This is a genomic window from Paenibacillus contaminans (assembly GCF_003285015.1).
GTDB classification, from domain to species: domain Bacteria; phylum Bacillota; class Bacilli; order Paenibacillales; family NBRC-103111; genus Paenibacillus_V; species Paenibacillus_V contaminans.
In genome coordinates this window covers 491956-512666 of sequence record NZ_QMFB01000003.1, presented here as the reverse complement: position 1 = coordinate 512666, position 20711 = coordinate 491956, and the positions used below count along the sequence as shown (strand labels likewise).

Below are 20711 nucleotides of genomic sequence, written 5' to 3'. Positions count from 1 at the left end.
GTGTACGATATGAATGCATTGAAAGTCTACTGCTGTTCTTGCAACTGTTTGTTGCCGCGAGAGCAGGCTCAGCAAATTTTTCAAACCGGCTATTATAAAATCGTTTTCCCGCTTGGCGTATGCGTGAAGTGCGCTAACGACGAATCGAGCGAGCTGATGTTTTTGCCGGGGCATGCCAAGACGACCCCCATAGAAATGTGCGCATTCTAGGTTAAAACGATTTAAATCTCGGGAGGGTCATTCAAATGTGCGGGATTGCAGGAATTGTATCCAAAACAGGCAGTCGTTATGACGAATCCGTCATGCGGAACATGCTTTCGTCTATCGCCCACCGGGGCCCTGACGACGAAGGTCTGTATGCCAATGACAGCTTTATCGTCGGTCACCGCCGGCTTTCTATTATTGACGTAAGCGAACAAGGCCATCAGCCGATGCATTATAAACAGTTCACGATCGTCTTTAACGGTGAAATATATAATTACTTAGAGCTCCGGGAGCAATTGCTTAAGCTGGGTCACGTCTTCACGACCAAGACGGATACGGAGGTCATTCTTCATGCTTACGAGGAGTGGGGAGAGCAATGCTTGCAAAAGTTCCGCGGAATGTGGGCTTTTGCGATAGCGGACGCGAAGCGAAATAAGTTGTTTTGTTCACGCGACCGCTTCGGGATCAAGCCTTTCTACTATTACAATGATCCGGACCGTTTTCTGTTTGCTTCGGAACTGAAGGCGCTACTGACAGCGGGTATTCCCGCTCATGCGAATATGGATACGGTGCTGGTTTATTTGGTCGTCGGATATTCGCATATGAGCGAAAATACGTTTTTCCGCGAAATCTACCAGCTGCCATGCAGTCATTATGCCTGGATCGACTTGCATACCGGACAGATGGACATTCACAGATATTACGATCTTTCTATCGAGGATCGGTCGTCTGTCGATGCTTCTCAGTATGCGGATGCATTCGAGGAGTCCGTAAAGCTGCATTTGAGAAGTGACGTACAGGTAGGTACGTGTTTATCCGGAGGTTTGGATTCATCGACACTTGCGGCGGTTTCCGCGAGTTTTATCCAGCAGGAGAAGGAAGAGTACCCCTATATAGCCGTTACCGCCCAATCGGAAGCCAGCTACAACGACGAAAGCCATTACGCCAAACAGGTAGTGGATCATTGCAGTCTGCAATGGGAGCTTACCAAGCCGACATACCGCGATTTTGCCGATAACATCGAGCAGTGTTTGCATGTTCACGACGAGCCGGTAGGCGGACCGTCGATGTTTATGCAATATTGGGTGATGCGGGCCGCCAAGAAGGCTGGCATCAAAGTGATTCTTGACGGGCAGGGCGGCGATGAAACGCTGCTCGGCTACGAACGTTATTATCCGTCTTTTTTCTGGTACTTGTTGACGAAAGGAAACGTAGTCCGGATGCTAAAAGAATATTATTTGGCGTCCAAGCATTCCAAGCTAACCCTGAAACTGTTATCCGGCTATATGGTCTATTTTCTTATCGTATCCGTACGAAAAAAAGTTTTGTCGCGCAGAGCGTCGTCTTACGTCAAAAAAGAAAATATCGAGCGGGCCCTTAAAGTATTCGATACGATGGGAAGCCGCTCGTTGCATATCGGCGAGCTTCAAAAGACGGAACTGCTTCAGTACCAGATGCCTAAGCTTTTGCAATATGAGGACCGTAATTCGATGGCTCATTCGATCGAGGCGAGAGTCCCCTTCGTCGATCATGTTTGCGTGGAAACCGCTCTTTCTTTACCGCATGAAAATAAAATCAAAAACGGCTATACGAAGTATGCCTTGCGTCTACTTGCAGACCGTATTTTGCCTCAAAGCATAGCTTGGAGAAGAAACAAATACGGTTTTGAAGCTCCGGATAAAGTATGGCTTGTGGAGCATTTGCCGATTATGCAGGGGAAGGTCGACGCCTCGAAGCTGATACGCGAGATTTGCGCAGAAGTGCCTGACCTGAGCGGTTTGCCGCTCGAGATCCGCTGGAGGCTCTATAATATTGCGGTTTGGGAAGAACAGCATAACGTTTCATAATCGTTGATTGCGTTCGGATTGATGCCGGAAGAGGTTGTAGCATGCGCCTGAAACTGAGCGGGAAACGGAATGGCAGGAAATGGATTTCCCTCATACTGACGGTTATGGCCGTCAGTTTCGCTCTTGTCATCGCCAATAACCAGGATTCACCGCCTGTGGAGAAAGTGATCGGTATTCGGCCGAGCAAGACGAAGAGTACGATTTACACGAAGGAAAAGGTTAAGGCAGCCCGATTAAATATCAATAGGTATGAATGGGCTAAAGAGGAGCGGGACATAGCGGTTGAAAGAGCGGAGCGGTACTTGAAGCTCGGCTACGTAAAATTATGGGAAGCGGTGACGGCTCAGAGCATACCTCGCAGCATGGCCGTTAACCAGCAAGCGGGGAGTCCGGTAACCGGACGCAAGATCGACGAGTTTGGCGCTTATCCCTATAAGTTCGAGCCGCTCGAAGAACCCTGGAAGCTGGTGGACCCTTCAAGCGGCTACAAATTTCCTACTAACGATTTTGAAGCGTATTACCGCAGCGGACTGGATAAGAACGGGACGTTCTCCCCCGACCTGGCAGACAAACGTTATCTAGTCAACGAGCTTTATCCCGAAAAGGGTGAAAAGTGGGGGGTAGACGACGGGGCGGGATGGGTGGACGATCAGGGCAACAAGTTTACATTTATTGCTTATTACGCGCACTGGGCCTTATGGGACGACTTCATACGCAATGCCCTTCTTTCCTTTCGCGATGCCTATTTGTTTACCGGGCAGCAAAAATATGCCGATGCGGGCGTCATCATGCTCGACAGAGTGGCGGACGTGTATCCGCAAATGGATGTGTCTGCATTTGCGAAACAGGATGGCTTCATCAATAACGGCGGCACCGGACAAGGCAAGATTCTCGGTTCCATTTGGGAAGCCGGACTTATCCGCGATTTCATCAGCTGTTATGATGCTTTCTTTCCGGCCATGTCGAGCGACAAGGCGAGGTTTGTCGCTTTTTTGAAGGGGCAAGGCGAGAAGGGCAAGGGAGGGAAGTTAAAACAAACAGCCGCAGGCGTCAAAAAAAATATTGAGGATGGGCTGCTTCGCCAAGTTTATCCCGCTGTGAAAAAAACGCAAATTTTCGGTAATGCGGGATTTCACCAAAGCGCGCTTGCAATGGCTGCCGTCGTGCTGGATGAAAAGAATACGAGCCGGGAATGGATCGATTTTATTTTCAAGCCGGGCAACTTGACGACGGAAAACGGCAATCCGATTCTAACCGGTGGAGATTTGTCCGCCTTGATGGTGAATGAAGTGGATCGTGACGGGTACGGCGACGAAGCTTCACCCGAGTATAACAGTTATTGGCTGGAACACCTCCGGCTTGTCGCAGATATTTTGGAAGGATACAGCGGTGCGAAAGGTTACGATTTGTACGAAAATCCTAAATTCCGGAAAATGTTTTCGGGTTTTATCGATATCGTGATGGCAGGCAAGTTCACCCCTCAAATCGGCGATTCCGGGGCGGCCGGCGATGCCAGAATATATGCCCGCCTCAGCAACGTGCTGAAAGGCTTCATGAAATTCGGAGATCCAAAATTTGCCCAAGCGGCTTATCGGCTAAACGGAAATTCTCTTGAGGGGATGCATGGAACGATTTTTGACGATGAGCCTGTGGCTGTAGCAGGACGTGTGAAAACCATCATAGACCAATCAGGGGAACTGAACGCAGGCAGCGTAAACTTGACGGGATATGGCTTCGCAGCGCTTGTAAACGGAGGTTCGCCGGCAGGAGCCGAAAGCGCAGTACCTTCTTTCGAGTCTTCCGAAGACAATTTGCAGGATGTTTGGATGTACTATGGAAGAACGGGGGCCGCTCATTCGCATAAAGACGCTTTGAACATCGGTATCCATGCATTTGGTCTCGATCTGACCCCGGATATGGGATACGTTACATTCCCTACGGACAATCCGCTTCGAATGAGATGGGAATCGAATACCGTCAGCCATAATGCTGTCGTTGTCGACCGGAAGCCGCAATCTCCTGCCTGGGTCGGGCTTCCTAGGCTCTTCGACGATAATGGACGCGTCAAACTTATGGAAATGGAAGCACCTTTTGCTTACCCCCAAACGGAGAAATATCAGAGGACGACGGCGATGATTTATGCAGATCCGAACAACGGGTATACGGTCGATTTTTTTCGCATAAAGGGAGGCCAGGAGCATGTCTTCAGCTTTCACGGCGCGGAATCGTCGGTAGCCGCAGAAGGGCTCAGATTGGTTGAACAAAACGGCGGCACATACGCCGGCGCGGAGGTGCCTTATCGAGACGAGGCCTATTCGCGCTCCAATACTAGCGGGTTCAACTACTTGACGGAAGTTTCACGAGACAGCATGCCGCCTGGCAGGTTCAGCGTCGATTGGAGCATCGTCGATACGCGCAAGCTTCTGAAGAAGCCCGAAAATATCCATCTAAAGCTAACGATGCTAGGCGAGCTGAATGAGGTTGCGTTAGCGGTCGGGCAGCCTCCGCAGAACAAGCCGGGAAATCCCGAGAAGCTTCATTTTTTGCTGGCCAAACGTACCGGAACGAATCTGTCAAGTGTATTTACATCAGTCATTGAGCCCTATAGAAACGAATCGTTTATTCGGTCCGTTCAGTTGGCGGCCGTTACGCGAAACGGAAAAACGGTTGATGGGATGGAAGCCAGAGCGCTCAAGGTAGAACTGAAAAGCGGCCGCGTGGATTATATTATCAGCGCTCTCCAGCCGAATGTTTCTTATTTGATCGACGGACGAATCCAGTTCAAAGGAGCCTTCGGCGTATATTCGGAGAACAATAACGTTCCGGAGTATGGTTACGTAAACGGCGGGACGACGATAGGCGAACTGAAAAATCCTTTCGTTCAAACGGCAGGGGGAGTTGTCTCCGGAACCGTCGTGGATTTTACCCGAAGCCCTGCGGATTCCAATCAGATTACGATTCGGCTCGAACGGCCTCTAAGCGAGGAGTTGGAAAGCTTGATCGGACGTATGATTTACGTAGAGAATGATTATTTGCGGCTGGCTCCAAATCAAGCAAGAAACGCCGTTTATCCGATCAAGGGCGTCAAAGCGGAAGGAGGAAACCGGATCGTTATCGATATCGGTAACGTTACGCTCATACGGGGCTGGAGAAACCCTAACGATACCTCCCGAGGCTACCAGTACGACATTCAACCCGGAAATCAAATAACGATTCCGCTTCCCGTTCAAAAATATCGTTTTTCGTAATATTTTGTAGTTGCATGAATTTATAATAGCAGGTTATGATAGGTATGATACAAAATGTATCTTTGTGCGATGTTTGATTAAGGGAAGAAGAAGGCAAATAATGACGCATAACGTCGGGGCGACCTCCTCTAGTCTTGAGCGGAATGCGGGATGATGCGGTTAGCTCATGTATTTATAGATACATAATGTATCTATTCTGGGACACTGTGAAAAGGGAGATATGTACAATGCAAACCAAAATTTGTGTGCTTGGACTTGGTTATATCGGATTCCCGACTGCTCTCATGTTCGCCAAGGCAGGCTTCGACGTTATTGGGGTCGATGTGAATGAGAAGGTGATCGCCGCCATCCATGACGGACGTCTTCATCTGGAGGAGAACGGGCTTGACGTTTTTTTTCAAGATGTTCGCAGCAATCACCTGTTTCAAGCGATGAACGCGCCGGTAAACGCGGATGCCTTTATTGTCGCGGTACCGACTCCGATCAACGAAGATCACACGGCCAATTTAAGTTACGTAGTCTCGGCGGTCGATACGCTTCTTCCGCTTCTGAGCAAAGGCAATACGGTCATTATCGAATCGACGATTCCGCCGCGTACGGTTGACGATATCGTCGCGCCGCTTCTTCAAAACGCAGGCTGGCAGGTTGGAGAAGACATTTACTTGGCGCATTGCCCGGAACGGGTGCTTCCCGGTAAAATATTGCGGGAGCTCGTCGAGAACAATCGTATAGTGGGAGGCTATAATGCGGCTTCGGCGGACAAAGCGGCGGCATTGTACGAGTCGTTCGTAAAAGGCGAAATCGTTCGGACTACGGCGGTTTCTGCCGAAATGATAAAGCTGATGGAAAATACTTACCGCGACGTCAACATCGCTCTGGCAAACGAGCTTGCGATTATTTCTTCCAATCTGGGAATCGATGCTTTGGAGGTCATTCGTTATGCCAATAAACACCCCAGGGTTAATCTGCATTCCCCGGGGCCGGGCGTAGGCGGACATTGCATTGCGGTAGATCCGTATTTTATTATCGAGAAAGCGCCGTTCCTAACGCCGCTTATGACAACTGCCAGAGAAATCAATAACGCGATGCCGGAATTTGTTGCCGAACAGGTCGAAAGAATCGCAGGAAGGGCACCCGATAGAACGATAGCCGTTTTTGGCGTAACCTACAAAGGAAACGTGGACGATATTCGAGAAAGTCCGGCGCTTGAAGTCATTTCTCTGCTGGAGATGAGAGGGTTCCGGGTAAAAGTTCACGACCCCCACGTTTCTCAGGAGAATGCGCCGTTCCCGTTATATTCGCCGGCCGACGCCTTGCAAGGGAGCGATTGCATGCTTGTCCTCGCGGATCATAACGAGTTTAAGGATTTGAACGAACAGCTGTTAACCCGGATGAATCGAGCGGTTATATTCGATACGAAAAATTGTATCCGGCTGAAGTCGGCTGTGCCTGCTGCGTTATACAATTATGGAAATCTTCACGAGGCTCATACGGCCGAATCGGCGGAACATACCAAACAAGAAATCGCAACGGCTATGGAGTAAAAACGGCCAAAAACAAAGCCTTAAGGAATCGCTTACGATTCCCAAGGCTTTGTTTTTCAAAATATCGGGAATTTATAAGTGTTACACCCAGCTTGATCCGTTCCACAATAAAATCCTGTCGACGGACCGGTCCTTGTATAAATATCCCGCATCGTTCGAGGTAAGCGCGGGACGTTGTGCGGTTGTACCGAAGCCGCAGCCGGTAGCGCTCCATGCCCCCGGGGTGCCGGATGCGACACAAGTCCATAAAGCAATGTTTTTGACAAGGGTAGGCGCATTATTGACGATTTGGTCGCCCTGCTTCCATGTTCCCGAGACCGGTGCAGCGTTTCCTCTGCCCGTTACGTTACCGTCGGCATAGCGCTCAGTCAGACGGCGCGCCTTGGACACGGAGAAGGTGCCCGTGCTGTTGACGAACGTATTGTTATTCTCGTAAAAATCGCTTGCAGAAGGGACCTGGATGGGACCTTTAAAGTTCTCGAAACGCGAGTAGCGAATACTTAACGTTCCGGTGTTGTTGAAATTGCTGGGACTGGAATTGGTTCCGGAGAGTATGCTGTTCTCCACCTCCACGTCATTGAAGCCCGTCGTATTATAGATGACGGTTGTACCGTCCCTGCTTGTGGACAGATTGGCGTTGCGGATAGACAGCCGGTTTGCCGCAGGCAAAACATCCAAATAAATATTGTTTCCGTTCGCCTTATAGGATCCGCCGTCAATCGTTAATTCGTTGATTTGCCAAGGGGTATTGCCGGTTCTGCCGATGAATAGGGTGAAGTAGTCATCGCTTGCGATATCGTTCCCGCTTAGCTGCAATTTGTTTATTTTAGCGTTCGTATGGCTTGCGTCATAGGGCTCGACGTTAATGCCTCTTTTATTTGATCGCACGTAATTGTTCTCGATTTGAAGCAAATCGATCATGACGTTCGGTGCAAATGTCATGATGCTGATCCCGAATACGTTAGGATTCGTAGCATTTTTCGTAAAGATCCGATTGTTCTGAATCAGCATGAAATCGCCGCTCATCGTCGGCCAGAAATGGATGCCGCTTCTGTTATCGCCATAAATCAGGTTGTTGTTGACTACTCCGTTCCTTCCCAAATAAATCATGCCGTTATAGATGACATTATTGGTAACCGTATGCAATTCGTTGTTTCCGTGAAAATCGAGAGACGGCTGTCCGGATGCATGATAATTATCAATGACGTTTTCCGTCACGAGACAATTTCGCGTCGGCTCCCAGCCGCCGTGGGCGATGGCATGCCGTCCCCCGGAGAAATGATTGCCTCTTTCGGTGATGTTTTGGCAGGTAGCGACCATTAGTCCGTAGCTGGTTCCAGTGTTCGGATTGTAAAAGTCGTAAGCCTCGTTATATTCGACTGTGCCGCCGAACGTGTAGCTAAGGTAGAAGCAGCGTTCGCGGGCGCCGGTAATTTTACAGTATTTGACCGATACGTCCTTGGCGCATTCTATCCATAAACCTGCCTGATCCGAGTTTCGAATGATATCGATATGCTCGACAATGACCTGAGGGGTGGTCATCGCATATACGATCGTCGTGGATGACCTGTAGCTGTCGTAGAGAGGATACTTCAGCGTGATTGTCGTTCCGGAGCGGCTTCCCGCTTCGATCATCTCGCCTTTGGCAAACACCGATTGGCTGTCGTTCCATAAATCTTTGGAGGTAATCAGCATGACGTCGCCGGATTTGGCGGGTAAGTTCACCGAAACCGAAGTGCCGCCTGCGGTTGCGTTCGCCAGCATAGGAGCGGATGTCCCGAATTTGCCGCCCAAATGGATCAAATACATTTCCTTGGATGCGGTGCCGTCGATCAGCGTGCCCGGCTCGCCAAGCAACGTTATATTGGTTTCGGAACGGTATTCAAGACCTCCGTTTACCTTATACGTGCCTTTAATCAGATATACGGGTCTGCCTGTATTCAGCGCAGATTGGATAGCACTCGTATCGTCTCCCGTTCCGTCTCCTTTGGCACCCCACCATTGAGGGTAAACTTTCTCGACATCGCCAAACCCGTTCACGATTCCCGTTCCGCTAAAAATCGGATACAGCCCGGCATCGAGCGGACCGTTGACGGTTATTCTAATGCTGGTATCGATTTTGACGGATGCGCCGTTACTGAACATAACCGTGACGTTGGCCGGGATAATCAGGTTTCTCCCGATCCGGTAAACGCCTGCAGGGAAGTACACGGTACCTCCGCCGGGCAAACTGCTAATTGCCGCATTAACAGCGGTGGAATCATTTGTAGTTCCGTTTCCAGTGGCTCCAAAAGCTCGGACATTGGCCACATTGATCGTCGTCAATGACATCTTTATGCCTCCTTCTATTATCGTTCTGTCGTTCGAAATACAAGTTTTGCTGATGAAGCGCGCTGCGAGTGCCTTGGGGTCTATAAACATTTTGGTAGCTATTTAATAATTAGTAATGTGATAGTCCAGTTTATGATGCAGAAGTCCCTTCCGTGAGTACGAAGACCCACTGTGCAGCTTAAATTATACTGAGTAAAATTTGTAATAAATTGGTTGCATCAAAACGATGTAGCCGTTACAATTATTTTGATACATTTTGTATCTATTCGAAAAACGGGAGAACGATGCGGATTGAGTGCGAAAATTGGAGTAAACCGCTTTGCTAAAGACTCGCTTATCTACATCCCATGTAAAATTTTGGAGTGTGCGCTAGGCTTCGTGACCATGCTGTATTACACACGATTGTTCGTCCCAGAGGAATACGGTGCTTATTCGCTTATTTCGAGCGGTGTCGCTTTTGCCGTAACCGTATCGACAGGCTGGTACAACCAAGCGGCAATCCGTTATTATGACGAGTCGAAGAACAGCGCGCACTATTTCTCAGGGCTGCTAACGTCATGGATCACCGTGAACGGAGTTATGCTGGTTTTGTTCCTAGGCAGTTTGCTGTTATTCCAGGGCAGTGACTTTCATTCATACGGCGTATATATCGTCTTGCTGTATATTACAGCCAATAGTTATGCGATCATGCAGAGCTTGTTGAGCGTATCGCGTAAAGTCGTTACTTATGCCGTGCTTTCCGTTACGATCCTGACTTTGCGTTTTTGTTTGACGGTATACTTGTCTTCGGTTCATGGGATGGGGATAACGGCGCTTTTGGCCAGCACGATCGTGTTTGACTTGATTGCTTTTACTTTTTGCATCTTCAGAATGAGGTTTCACCGCAGCCTGTCGATTCGAGGATGGGAATGGGCGTCGATACGCCCGATCGTTACGAAATTTTTACGTTATGGGATACCTCTCATGGGGTACCATGTCGTCTCCTACGTTCTGACCGTATCCGACAGATACATGATCGCGTACTTTCGCCATGTGGAGGAAGTGGGCATCTATGCATTCGGTTATACGCTGGTGCAGTCTTCTATGTACTTATTCATTAGCAGTATCATGCAGGCGGCGTTTCCTCATATTATCGAATCCTGGAACCGATCGGACAAGGAGTCGACCGAGCGGCTCGTATCGCGATTCGTATCGGTATATTTTTTTCTGATGATCCCTGCCGCAGTTGGCATTACGATGCTTCGGCAGCCCATTTTTTCCATACTGGCGGACCAAAGCTATTTTGATGGAAGCCGCATTCTTCCTTGGGTGACTTTGGGTGTATTTTTTATGGGACTTACCATGTATTCCAACAAAATTTTCGAGCTTACGGAACGGACAAAGCATATTTTGTATATGTCCCTTTTGGCAGCGATCGTTAACGTAGGACTAAACATGCTGGCGATTCCGGCTTATGGTTATATAGCCGCAGCGGTTACGACGTTTGTCGCCTATTTGTTGTATTTCGTTCTTTCCGTAACGTTGTCGAGAAAATCGTTTCGTTTCCTCATTGAATGGGGAGTTCTTGTTAAAATCGTCGCCGCTTCCATTGGAATGGCAGGTTTCCTGTATACGTGCAAAAGTTATATCGATTCAATCGGCATGTTGGCCGTTAGCATTGCCGCAGGCGTTATCGTCTACTTGATTTTGCTGCTTTCATTCGGACTAGGCCGCGCGGAAGCCCAATCCGTACTCCTGCGAATGAAACGAATGGCGGCGGGACGCAAATCTCGAACGGTAAAGGCGGATGCGGAATCTTGATATAAAATGTTGGATGGAGGAGTGTCATGCTGGTCGAGTTTTTGCAAGCCTTGTATACAAGGCGGCCTTTTCATACGGAGAACCAAGAAACCTATAAAACGATCGCGTGCGAAATGAAGAAAGCGGCGGTTGCCCCGCAGCTTTTTACTTTGATGAAACATACTGGCAGCTTGGAAAAAGCGCCTGATTTTTTCCTTCGCGAGCTTCGGCATGCTTACGAGTTAACCGTATATCAAAACCTTTTTCTTCTGTCGGAGGAGCAGCGGATACGGAACTGTTTTGAAAGCAATAAGATCGAAGTGATACCGCTAAAAGGAACGCGATTTGCCGAACGGGTTTTTGGCGATTTTGCAGCCAGGGGTACTGGCGATATCGATTTACTGGTGCGGACCTCTCAGATGCCCTCTGCGATCGCTTATCTGCAAGCATTAGGATATACGCAAGACGATGAGCAAGCGAAAGACCATTTTCATTTGACCTTCAGTAAACCATTGGAGTCGTCGAACGAGTCCGTTTGCGTGGAGCTGCACTGGAATTTGGTCAAAGAACGTACTTCGCGACTTCGAATCGAGGAATTTTGGCATGATGCGGCGTGTTTGAAAGGATTCATTTTCAATAAAGAATTGTCTGTGCAGCATACGTTCCATGCGATTTGTCTGCACGGCGCCAATCACTATATGGATTCTTTGAAGCATGTTCTCGATATTGTACAGATGATCGAAAAGTTCGCAGACGAAATTGACATGGATAAGCTCCTTCAAGATGCCAGAAGGGACTTGCATTTTACGAAAGTACGGTTCGCTCTTTCTTCCGCATACAGGACGTTTCCTCATCTTCAGGCGATTAAGCCGGTTCAATTGGACGAAACAAGCCGGTTTTGGAAATACGTCACAACGCGAAACAAATCTAATGAATATCCTAGTTTCCTTTATCTTGTTTTCTTCTCAGCGGCAAAAATATGGCTGCACGATCGCTGGAGCTACCGGTTTCGCTCTATTCGAGAGTGGTTTTCCGAACAAAGATCCAAACGCAGAACGGCACGCGCCTTCTATCGCAGGCAAGGAAAACCTGGCGCCGGGCCGGCGGAGCTTCATAAGTAGCTGTGCCAAACACCTTTTACAGGAAAGCTCGACCCGGGCTTCCGCTAGGAGGTGTTTTCGGACTGCGCCGATTGAAAAACCATTGCTTGCCAACTCCGAGCTTGTGCTGAGATAATAGGAGCAGCTTCAGATTCACTACACAGCAGGGGGGAATTAATAGTGATCGATGTGCAACTAAGCAGAAAAAATCAGTTGGCCTACACGGGCATCACGGAATCCGATTTGCAATTGTTAAAAAGCAAGCAAGCCTATTTTAAGCAAATTACAAATGTGGTTGTGGACGAGCTCTATGCGGAGATCGTAAAACAGCCGCATCTTAAGGCGATTATCGAGAAGCACAGTACACTGGAGCGGCTGAAGGAAACGCAGCGCTGGTATTTCGAATCGCTGGCGCAAGGCGTGATCGACGAAGAATATATCCGCAAGCGGCTCATCGTCGGCCATGTTCATTCCAGCATCGGTCTGACGACGGACTGGTATTTAGGCACCTATATGCTGTACATAGATATTTCTACCCAGCATTTCAAACGCGTGGCTCCGAATGAATGGCTGCAAATTCTGAATGTGCTGACCAAGCTTATTAATTTCGATTCCCAGCTCGTTCTCGAGGCTTACGAGAAAGACGAGAAGGCAAGCATCGAGCGGCTGGCCCAGAAGCAAGGGAATATGCTTACCGGCATCAGTCAAGCGGTCCAGGAGCTGGCGGCCATGATGCTCGAGTTGAACAGCAGCAGCCAAACCGTAGCCGAAACGGCCATTCATACGGCCGAAATTCAGGAAAGATCCCATCAGATGGTGAAGAAGCTGAACGGGGAGCTTGAAGATATTCAAGATATGGGGACGTTAATGAAGGAAATATCCGATCAGACCCATTTGCTCGGCCTGAATGCGGCGATTGAGGCGGCCCGCGCAGGCGAGAACGGACGCGGCTTCGAGGTTGTCGCCAATGAAGTCCGCAAGCTCGCGACGCATTCGAAGTCGGCTCTTGAGAAAATCAACGCGAAAATAACGACGATTTCCCAGCACCTGCAAAATTTGAGCAAGGAATCGGAGCAAACGACAATTTATGCGCAGCAGCAAGCGGCAAGCTCGCAGGAATTGTCCTCATTCGTTCAAATGATCGAAAACGTAACGTCCGATCTGGAACAGCTTAAGAAAACGGTCGAGCAATAAATAGTGAAGGAGCCTGCTCCATGCGGACAGGCTCCTTTGCTTTTCGCGCTAATCTACGCTTTCCACGTTTTTTTTGGGCTGCACCCAAGGAGAGTATAGGTTCCGGGACGTCTGCTTCAACTTCGCGTCAACGACAATCTCAAGCTCGGCTTCCGGCAATATGCGGTCTTCCCAATCTTGTTTCACTTTTTCCCATACGGCGGGCTGACGGTCCTCCAAGTCGTTGCCGAAGGCGAATACGTCCGAACGGTAAACGCGGACCGCTTTTTCGAAGGCTGCGCTTATCTCTTGTTTGACTACATCGGCAAATGCATTCTCCAAATATTTGGAATACGATTCCGTCGTCGTATTATGCTTGCTCGATTTATCTCCTACGTTGAAATCCGCCCGCACCTTCAGGCGAACCTTCGCTTTGCCGTCCTTGTACTCGGTGTGCAAGGAGGTTTTGCAGGCCGTGTTCATATTCAGAGATATTTTGCATTCCTTGTTTTGATTGTTTCGGCAAGGAACAATGACGACGGTGCTTGATATTTTGTCTTTTTTGGCCCACATCAGGCCCCGCGATTCCTTTTCGTTCAACAACCCCACCATCTTTACTCCCTTAAAAACGGCTACTCCTCCCGCTTCGTAAAAAGGCGATACTCTTCCTCCCATATCTTTGCTTGGAGCGGTTCCGATCTGTTCCTTCGCCATCTCCCCGGCGGGGTACAGCTTGATAACCGGCAAATAAGGCTGCGCCCCCAACGGGTCGGCAAGCATCCGGTTGAATTCGGAAAAGCGAACGGTAGGATATTTTCCCGAGAAGGATCCCATTTCCAAAACGTCATGCAAATGAAGCGAGGGCAAAAGCGAGAAATTCGGCTTTAGACGAATCGCGTCGGAAGCCATCCCTTTCACAACCGTCAAATAGGCCGTGCCGCGCAAGCGCGGATCCGCCGCAAAATATCCTAAATAAGGCTCGACGCTCTCCTTAACGGCTTCTTCTCCGAATACGATGACCTGATTATGCGACCAGAACAGTTTTTTGCCCACCGTACTCGTATAGGCGCGTATCGCCTCATAGGCCGAACGCCCCTTAATGCTGATCGTCTTTGTAGAATCCTTCCCCTGCGAGCCTCCCCCCGTCTGCTTAAGCGAATCCAGCACCGGCGACTGAATGGTCAGCACGACATCCTTCTCTTCATTCAGATCGATGCCGACGGCAAGGACGTAATCCAAACTTTGAGCCTCATTTCTTCCCCAACAGCCTGTCAGAGACAGCGCGACAAGGAGAAAGGCGGCAGCGATTGCCGTTTTGCGCAGCATGTTTCGAAGGAATGACGGATGGCTCATATGCGGCCCATCTTTCTTCGGACGGTCGATATGAGCAGCAGAAACCCGACGACGCCGAATGCATACCATACGAATAAACTCCCCTTAATCTCTTCGTACTCCAAAATGGCCTGAATCATATTTTGGGGCAAGAGAGAAATAAAGTAGGTGATGACGCACACCGGGATAAGCACCTTGCGATAATTTTTCAAGCCGCAGCATTGCTGAACGATAATGGAGCTCACATACAAGGAGAAGGAGCCCTTCGTAAGATTCATAAATACCCAAACGGCCAGAAAAATAGCTTCCAAATGCTCGATGAATTCAAAAAAGCTGATATCCTTGATCATCTCAATGACCGGAAAAGCGAATCTTTGCGTAGATGCGATGCCGTAATTTCCAATTGTAATGAAATAGGTAGCTAAATACAGGACGGCTGCCAGTGTAACGGTTCGCATAAGCGTACGTCTGATTTTGGATGTGTCGCTGATTTCGGTTTTGACGAACAGCACGACCATCGTTTGCGTAAACGCGCTGCACATCATCAGCGTAGCGGTTAAAATGCCGGGAATCGTACCGTTCGACAACGGCAAAATCCGGTCGCTCGACATGTTGATGGCGGCAAGCCCGTACAGTCCGATTAGAATGATGGTGACGCCCGGCACGACGAATTGCCCCCAGCGTCCGACCGCGTTAAGCCCCCCGTACACCAACTGCAAGCGGAGCAGCAGCTCCATGGCAAGGAGCAAGCCGATCGGAGTCTCCGGCATAATTAGCGTAACGAACATTTCAATCAGGATACGTCCGGTAAACGCCGTGAAGAGCAGGGAAGGGAGCAGCAAAAATACGATTGAAAACATACGCCCGAGCCAAGGTCCCAGCAGTTTATTGCAGTAGGTGATGAAATCGACGTCTTCCATATGCGAAGCCAGCTTGGCCACCATCCAGCAGAACAGCAGACTGATGAACGTAGCCAGAACGATGCCGATCCATCCGCTATGCTGGGCGGAAACCGATAACTCGCGAGGCATTGTGATAAACACAGTGCCGTAAATGACGAAGATGAGGATGATCATCAACTGTTTATGGCTGAGCTGAACGGATGGCATTGGCAACCCCCCTCTGGAAAACGAACGTTACGAACGCGGTCTTGGCTTTTGCTTGGAACGCAAATATTTCAGCTGGTGCTTCAAGCTGAACGAAGGCTTGCGGAACAGCAGCGAGTCGTCGATTTGATTCAGCTTGTCCGGCATGAACGGAGCTAAATAAGGAACGCCGAACGATTTCAGCTTGAGCAGATGAATCAAGATGACGGACGCGCCGAACACGATGCCGAATATGCCCAGCGTAGCCGCCAGGATCATGATCGGGAAACGCAGCAGCCGGATCGCGACCGACGTATTGTAGCTCGGAATGGCGAAGGAACCGATGGCCGTAAAGGAGACGATGATTGTTAAGACAGGCCCGACCAGGCTTGCCTGAACGGCAGCTTGTCCGATAACGAGAGCGCCGACGATGCCGATCGTTTGACCCATCGTGGTCGGTAACCTGAGGCTGGCTTCCCGCAACAGCTCCAGACTGATTTCCATAATGAGCGCTTCGATCAACGATGGATATGGAATATTCGTCCGGTTGGCGGCGATGGCGATCATGAGCTCGGTCGGTACCATTTCCTGGTGAAAGGTCGTCACTGCAATATAAATCGACGGCAGCAACAGCGCCATGTGCAGAGCCAGCACCCGAATCCAGCGGATGAACGTCGCCGAGTAGTAGTTCGTATAGTAATCTTCCGGCGTAAACATCAGGTAAACGAGCGTCACCGGCGCGATGATTGCGAAGGGGGTCCCGTCCATCAGGATGAGAATGCGCCCTTCATAGATGGCGGCGGCGGATCTGTCTACTCGTTCCGTAAAAGCCATTGCGGGAAAAGGCGAGTAAGGGTTATCCGTTAAGCCGTCTTCGAGCTCCCCCGCATCCAAAATCGCATCGGTTTCGATTTTTTTAAGCCTTCGCAGCACTTCCTCGACCGTTTTCGGATTTGCTACATCCTGCAAATAAAGGACGGCAATATCGGTTTTGCTGCGGGAGCCGATCTTGAGTGAGCGAAGAACCAAATTCGGATCCTTGATTTTTCGCCGCATAAGCGCAGTATTGATGCATAACACTTCGTTGAACGCATCCTGGGGTCCGCGAAGCGCAGGCTCGAACCGCGGCTCGGTCACCTGCCGATGCTCCCAGCCCTCCGATGCGATTACGATCGCTTGCTCTTGGCCGTCGATCAAAACGATGGTGCTTGAATAAAGCAAAGAAGCGATCAGCTTGGTGTACTCATTTACGATTTTCACGTTGCTCGCCAGCAGCACGCTGTTTGACAATTCCTCAAGCAGAGCGGTTTTGGGCTTCGTATCCAGCAAAGGTTCGATGACGAATTCGTGTATAAGCGCGCGATCGGCCAGACCGTCCATGAAAATGACGGCGCCGGGTACGGAAGTCCCGTCCGCAAGCGGAATTTCAAGCCGCCGAATGACAAGGTCGAACGGGTCATGCAGCGTTTGTTGAATAAACCCGATGTTATCGTCAAGTGTGACGAACAGTTCATTCCGGTCAAGCTTCATTTTATCCGCGGTATGATCGGGAGTAGGCTGTTCGGGAGTCTGATTGCGGGTGCTTCGTTTAAAAAAAGACAATAAATCCATCATCATTCGCCATCCTCGTAAAATTGATGGAAAATACGCAGCGTCGAAACGATACTGTCGGCCATTTTCGGGAAGTAACCCAACCAGTATGCGATGGACAAGCCAAATCCAACGGCTGACAAAACGATGTAGACCGGCATAATACGGCCATCATGCTGACGATCGTTGCTGCGGGGAATGCCTGCGACTAAGAACGCGATTGTCAACAGCATCGTAATCATGAGCCTGTCTCCTCCATTATGGTCAAAGATGGAAGCCATTCGTCTGACCGATAGTATCCCCGAAGGTCAAATAAATATGAATGTCATCTTGATAATGATAATCGTTTTCATTAAAATAGAAAGGGGATTGTTTTTGCAAAGGAGTCGTAGCGTTTGATGGACGATCTTATCGAGGAGTCATGGGATACCGGATCGATTTCCGCTTCCGGGGTAGAGGGGGAAGGCGGCTCCGTTGAAAGGCTCAAGCTGCGCAGCGGGATGGAAATCGTCATCGCCGATAATCGTTTCCGGGAAAAGATGCAAGACGATAATGGCGGTGACGGCACTTTGCAGCTCTTTTTTCGCTTGGAGGGAAGCTTCTGTAGTACGCATACGGAGAACGAACGGGCTATGGGGACTTGTGTGCAGGAACAAACGTTACTTGTCGAAATCAAGCTCAATCCGAAGCTTTTCGAAGAATATGCCGAAGCGCATCCTGAATTCGATTATTTTCAATTTGCGAACGGGGTCAAGCCGGCTGATGCAGGACATCGCCGGGAAGAACTGCAGCCGGCGGAACGAATGCTGCTTGCGCAAATCGTCCAGTGCGACTACCCGCCGCCGATCAAAAAAATATTTGTCGAGAGCAAGATATTGGAGCTGTTATCGATATATTTCCTAAGATACATGGCCGATTCTTCGTGTGACCGCAAAGTGTCCGTACTGCGGGCGGACGATAAGGACAAAATCGAGTTGGCCCGGGAGCTGCTCTTGCAGCATTTGGAACAGCCGCCGTCCCTGCTGGAAATGGCTCGCATGGTAGGGTTAAACGATTACAAGCTGAAGGCGGGCTTTAAAGAAGTATTCGGGATGACCGTATTCGGTTATCTTCGGGAGAAACGTCTTGAAAAAGCGTTGGATTTGCTGGAGCAGGGGGCGTTGAACGTCGGCGAGGTCGCCTGCGCGATCGGTTATTCGAACCCGAGTCATTTTACCGCGGCTTTCAAACGGAAATACGGCATTAATCCGGGCAAGCTGCTCCAATCCAATAAATCGCAAGGATCTTGAAAATCCGTCCTCCGTTAAAATAAATCCGTGTCTGGGCAGAACCTCTTGGTTGAAAATGATAATCTTTCTCATTGAGAGGTCAATTTTTAAAACTAGAGGGTGATGGAATGGGTTTATTGTTTGATGTCGTGGAACAGCTTTCGGGACGGGCGGATCAAGCAGGCCGCAAATCCGTACTGCCGATTGCCGAATTTGAACATATAAACGACACGGAACGCGAAACGGAGGGCGAAGAGATTGAAGAAAGTTATTGTGGTATACGCTAGCATGACGGGGAACACGCAAGATATGGCCGAGGCGATAGCTGAAGGGCTGCGCGAGCAGTGCGAGGACGTAACCGTCAAGGAGGCGTTTGATGCTAACGCGTCGGAGCTTTTGGATTATGACGGTATTTTGCTTGGCGCTTATACGTGGGGAGACGGGGATTTGCCCGATGAGTTTCTCGATTTCTATGAGGAAATGGAAGGCCTGGACCTGCAGGGCAAGCTGGGGGCCGCATTCGGCTCGGGCGATACGAGTTATCCGTTATACTGCGCTGCCGTTGATACGATCACGGTAAAGCTGCGCGAGCTTGGCAGCGAGGTGAGACTGGATGGCTTGAAGATGGAGCTGTCCCCTAATTCGGACGATAAGGAACTGTGCCGCCAATTCGGACGCACCTTTATATCGCATCTGCTCGCCATGCAGTAACCGTAATTTTTAAATAAAAGTCGATGACTGGGGGCATATAGGTGAGTATAACTATGGATACGGAAACGGCGGTTCATTTAATCGGTACGGATAAGCTTCTGGATTATGAGCTGGAGCAATATTGGCATTGCCCCGGCTGCTTCGAGCGCAATCGCGCGAACGGACACAGCTGCGGACCGAGCTGGCAGCAGCTTGTACAGTATGCCGTAAACCATGCCATAAACGACTACTACATGCTCCCGTCGGATCGGCGAACGGCTATCGCGATACTCGACAGTCTCGATAAACGTTGGACGAACAAAGTCAGGGCGTTTGCATCGAAGGAGCATTTTGATCGGGTCAAAAAGGTCGTTTCGCACTACTTGGTTATCCACTTGCTGCGGGATTCGGGCGCTCAAGAGCCGTTCTGTTTATTCGAGCAGCACTCGGTACGTTTGCCGGAGCTGAGGACGGACTTATCGATGATTTTTCAGGTGGCGGAGTGGGGCAGCTCTTCGCTCGTCATCAAAAAGTTTATCGTCCATAACGACCCGAATATCGTGCGCGCATTTTTGCATATGACGGTCGCATTCGCCGACCGCGCGTTCGGGAAGCTGCCGGAGCGGATCGAGGTCCATACGCTGCTGGACGGCGCAACCTATACGGCGATTCCCGTAGAAGAGGATATTCCCGCTTCGCTGGATTATCTGCTTTTGATGCGCGGATTGATGAAGGGCGGTACAACTGCGCCGACTTTTAGCCATTAACACCGACTGCTGCGCGAAAACACGGTATTTGTCGAAAAAAAGAGATTGTATATGGGAGCTTGGTCCCAATATACAATCTCTTTTTATTCTGGTAAAATATGTAGGTGGTATTACATCCAAGCTCCGTTTTTGGGTTGAGGTTGATTTTTAGTCATGTTGGATTTAAAGACGTTAGTCAATGCTTCCTGTTCATCAACGGAAATAACGGAAGATGCACTGTTTTGGTTTTCCATTCTTTTCATACCTTTTACAGCCTTTTTGAGTTCTGGTGTCCAGATTGCTGCTTGCATGGTATCAACCCTCTTTCTACTAGTTTTTTACTACTATTACATTATAGCAAATATTGACGAAAAAGGTGGAAAATTAATGAAAAAATATTTTTTTACTTTTTCGCTTTTAACATCGTTTGTCTTATTGCAAATTTGGATGATTCACGTTATATTCAGCTATTCCGTTAGCGGAATAATTGTTGCTCAGCAAGGGAATGAGTGGAAGATCGCGAAGTTTGAATCAAAAAATATTTCAACGGAAGCCGGATTAAAAATCGGCGATACTATTGTGAGCATAAATGGGAAAGATCCAGCCGATTACATATCAGTTATTAAGTGGAGAAGTCTAGACCAGTTTGAAGAAATTGTCGTTTCTCGTGGCGGAAATCAATTTACTGTTTTCGAAAAGGGCAATTTTTTTGCTTTTACTTATGACTTATTTCCTATAGTTGGCGGTTTCCTATCATTTTTAATGGCAATTTTA

General features: G+C 49.2%; 17 protein-coding genes. 11 read left to right on the top strand and 6 right to left on the bottom strand.

The window, feature by feature from the left end; translation table 11 throughout:
• From DQG23_RS08730 to DQG23_RS08715, 4 genes are all read left to right on the top strand, one after another.
• On the top strand, positions 1-210 hold the full coding sequence (locus tag DQG23_RS08730; RefSeq protein ID WP_146762267.1) for a hypothetical protein: 210 nt from the start codon (positions 1-3) through the stop codon (positions 208-210).
• Between the two features lie 35 nt (positions 211-245).
• A complete protein-coding gene (asnB, locus tag DQG23_RS08725; RefSeq protein ID WP_113030418.1) occupies positions 246-2051 on the top strand; it encodes an asparagine synthase (glutamine-hydrolyzing) in 1806 nt (601 codons plus the stop codon).
• A 41-nt stretch (positions 2052-2092) separates the two neighbouring features.
• Positions 2093-5299, top strand: coding sequence for a heparinase II/III domain-containing protein (locus DQG23_RS08720; protein ID WP_113030417.1), 3207 nt, complete (start codon positions 2093-2095; stop codon positions 5297-5299).
• 227 nt (positions 5300-5526) lie between these two features.
• Complete coding sequence (locus tag DQG23_RS08715) at positions 5527-6843, top strand: nucleotide sugar dehydrogenase (RefSeq protein ID WP_113030416.1); 1317 nt, start codon at positions 5527-5529, stop codon at positions 6841-6843.
• An 81-nt stretch (positions 6844-6924) separates the two neighbouring features.
• Here DQG23_RS08715 and DQG23_RS08710 read toward each other — a convergent pair whose 3' ends face one another.
• Positions 6925-9174, bottom strand: coding sequence for a right-handed parallel beta-helix repeat-containing protein (locus tag DQG23_RS08710; protein WP_158560359.1), 2250 nt, complete (start codon positions 9172-9174; stop codon positions 6925-6927).
• Positions 9175-9465: 291 nt separating this feature from the next.
• Between DQG23_RS08710 and DQG23_RS08705 the strand changes: the two genes are divergently transcribed.
• The 3 genes from DQG23_RS08705 to DQG23_RS08695 all read left to right on the top strand — a co-directional run bounded on the left by DQG23_RS08705 (position 9466) and on the right by DQG23_RS08695 (position 13247).
• Positions 9466-10974 carry a lipopolysaccharide biosynthesis protein gene (locus DQG23_RS08705; RefSeq protein WP_158560358.1) on the top strand — a complete coding sequence of 503 codons (1509 nt, stop codon included), beginning with the start codon at positions 9466-9468 and terminating at the stop codon, positions 10972-10974.
• Between the two features lie 26 nt (positions 10975-11000).
• The gene (locus tag DQG23_RS08700) at positions 11001-12074 is read left to right on the top strand and encodes a nucleotidyltransferase domain-containing protein (protein WP_113030413.1); all 1074 of its coding nucleotides are present in this window, start codon (positions 11001-11003) and stop codon (positions 12072-12074) included.
• Between the two features lie 159 nt (positions 12075-12233).
• A complete protein-coding gene (locus DQG23_RS08695; protein ID WP_113030412.1) occupies positions 12234-13247 on the top strand; it encodes a globin-coupled sensor protein in 1014 nt (337 codons plus the stop codon).
• A gap of 48 nt (positions 13248-13295) precedes the next feature.
• On the opposite strand, the gene DQG23_RS08690 is transcribed toward DQG23_RS08695, so the two are convergent.
• The 4 genes from DQG23_RS08690 to DQG23_RS08675 are packed head-to-tail and all read right to left on the bottom strand — an operon-like array spanning position 13296 to position 17475.
• Positions 13296-14579: a Ger(x)C family spore germination protein gene (locus DQG23_RS08690; protein ID WP_158560357.1), complete on the bottom strand. Its 1284-nt coding sequence runs from the start codon at positions 14577-14579 to the stop codon at positions 13296-13298.
• Positions 14576-15667 (bottom strand): GerAB/ArcD/ProY family transporter, encoded by a 1092-nt coding sequence (locus DQG23_RS08685; protein ID WP_113030410.1) that lies wholly within the window; start codon positions 15665-15667, stop codon positions 14576-14578. Before DQG23_RS08685 ends, DQG23_RS08690 begins: the two co-directional genes overlap by 4 nt.
• Positions 15668-15694: 27 nt before the next feature.
• Positions 15695-17260, bottom strand: coding sequence for a spore germination protein (locus DQG23_RS08680; protein WP_113030409.1), 1566 nt, complete (start codon positions 17258-17260; stop codon positions 15695-15697).
• Positions 17257-17475: a hypothetical protein gene (locus tag DQG23_RS08675; RefSeq protein ID WP_113030408.1), complete on the bottom strand. Its 219-nt coding sequence runs from the start codon at positions 17473-17475 to the stop codon at positions 17257-17259. Before DQG23_RS08675 ends, DQG23_RS08680 begins: the two co-directional genes overlap by 4 nt.
• A 156-nt stretch (positions 17476-17631) precedes the next feature.
• Here DQG23_RS08675 and DQG23_RS08670 point away from each other — a divergent pair, with 156 nt between their 5' ends.
• The 4 genes from DQG23_RS08670 (at position 17632) to DQG23_RS08660 (ending at position 19958) form a co-directional block, all read left to right on the top strand.
• On the top strand, positions 17632-18522 hold the full coding sequence (locus tag DQG23_RS08670; protein ID WP_113030407.1) for a helix-turn-helix domain-containing protein: 891 nt from the start codon (positions 17632-17634) through the stop codon (positions 18520-18522).
• Between the two features lie 107 nt (positions 18523-18629).
• Positions 18630-18788, top strand: a complete 159-nt coding sequence (locus tag DQG23_RS42080; protein WP_158560356.1) for a hypothetical protein — start codon at positions 18630-18632, stop codon at positions 18786-18788.
• Positions 18760-19212 carry a flavodoxin gene (locus tag DQG23_RS08665; RefSeq protein WP_113030406.1) on the top strand — a complete coding sequence of 151 codons (453 nt, stop codon included), beginning with the start codon at positions 18760-18762 and terminating at the stop codon, positions 19210-19212. Before DQG23_RS42080 ends, DQG23_RS08665 begins: the two co-directional genes overlap by 29 nt.
• Positions 19213-19253: 41 nt before the next feature.
• A complete protein-coding gene (locus tag DQG23_RS08660; RefSeq protein WP_146762265.1) occupies positions 19254-19958 on the top strand; it encodes a hypothetical protein in 705 nt (234 codons plus the stop codon).
• Between the two features lie 110 nt (positions 19959-20068).
• On the opposite strand, the gene DQG23_RS42075 is transcribed toward DQG23_RS08660, so the two are convergent.
• On the bottom strand, positions 20069-20248 hold the full coding sequence (locus DQG23_RS42075) for a hypothetical protein (protein ID WP_158560355.1): 180 nt from the start codon (positions 20246-20248) through the stop codon (positions 20069-20071).
• Between the last annotated feature and the right edge of the window lie 463 nt (positions 20249-20711).

What these genes read in the sequence shown, in the direction of transcription:
- DQG23_RS08690 (WP_158560357.1), bottom strand. Translation starts at nt 14,579, where the DNA reads ATGAGCCATCCGTCATTCCTTCGAAACATGCTGCGCAAAACGGCAATC.
- DQG23_RS08700 (WP_113030413.1), top strand. Translation starts at nt 11,001, where the DNA reads ATGCTGGTCGAGTTTTTGCAAGCCTTGTATACAAGGCGGCCTTTTCAT.
- asnB (WP_113030418.1), top strand. Translation starts at nt 246, where the DNA reads ATGTGCGGGATTGCAGGAATTGTATCCAAAACAGGCAGTCGTTATGAC.
- DQG23_RS42075 (WP_158560355.1), bottom strand. Translation starts at nt 20,248, where the DNA reads ATGCAAGCAGCAATCTGGACACCAGAACTCAAAAAGGCTGTAAAAGGT.
- DQG23_RS08715 (WP_113030416.1), top strand. Translation starts at nt 5,527, where the DNA reads ATGCAAACCAAAATTTGTGTGCTTGGACTTGGTTATATCGGATTCCCG.
- DQG23_RS08675 (WP_113030408.1), bottom strand. Translation starts at nt 17,475, where the DNA reads ATGATTACGATGCTGTTGACAATCGCGTTCTTAGTCGCAGGCATTCCC.
- DQG23_RS08720 (WP_113030417.1), top strand. Translation starts at nt 2,093, where the DNA reads ATGCGCCTGAAACTGAGCGGGAAACGGAATGGCAGGAAATGGATTTCC.
- DQG23_RS42080 (WP_158560356.1), top strand. Translation starts at nt 18,630, where the DNA reads ATGGGTTTATTGTTTGATGTCGTGGAACAGCTTTCGGGACGGGCGGAT.
- DQG23_RS08685 (WP_113030410.1), bottom strand. Translation starts at nt 15,667, where the DNA reads ATGCCATCCGTTCAGCTCAGCCATAAACAGTTGATGATCATCCTCATC.
- DQG23_RS08710 (WP_158560359.1), bottom strand. Translation starts at nt 9,174, where the DNA reads ATGTCATTGACGACGATCAATGTGGCCAATGTCCGAGCTTTTGGAGCC.
- DQG23_RS08680 (WP_113030409.1), bottom strand. Translation starts at nt 17,260, where the DNA reads ATGATGATGGATTTATTGTCTTTTTTTAAACGAAGCACCCGCAATCAG.
- DQG23_RS08670 (WP_113030407.1), top strand. Translation starts at nt 17,632, where the DNA reads ATGGACGATCTTATCGAGGAGTCATGGGATACCGGATCGATTTCCGCT.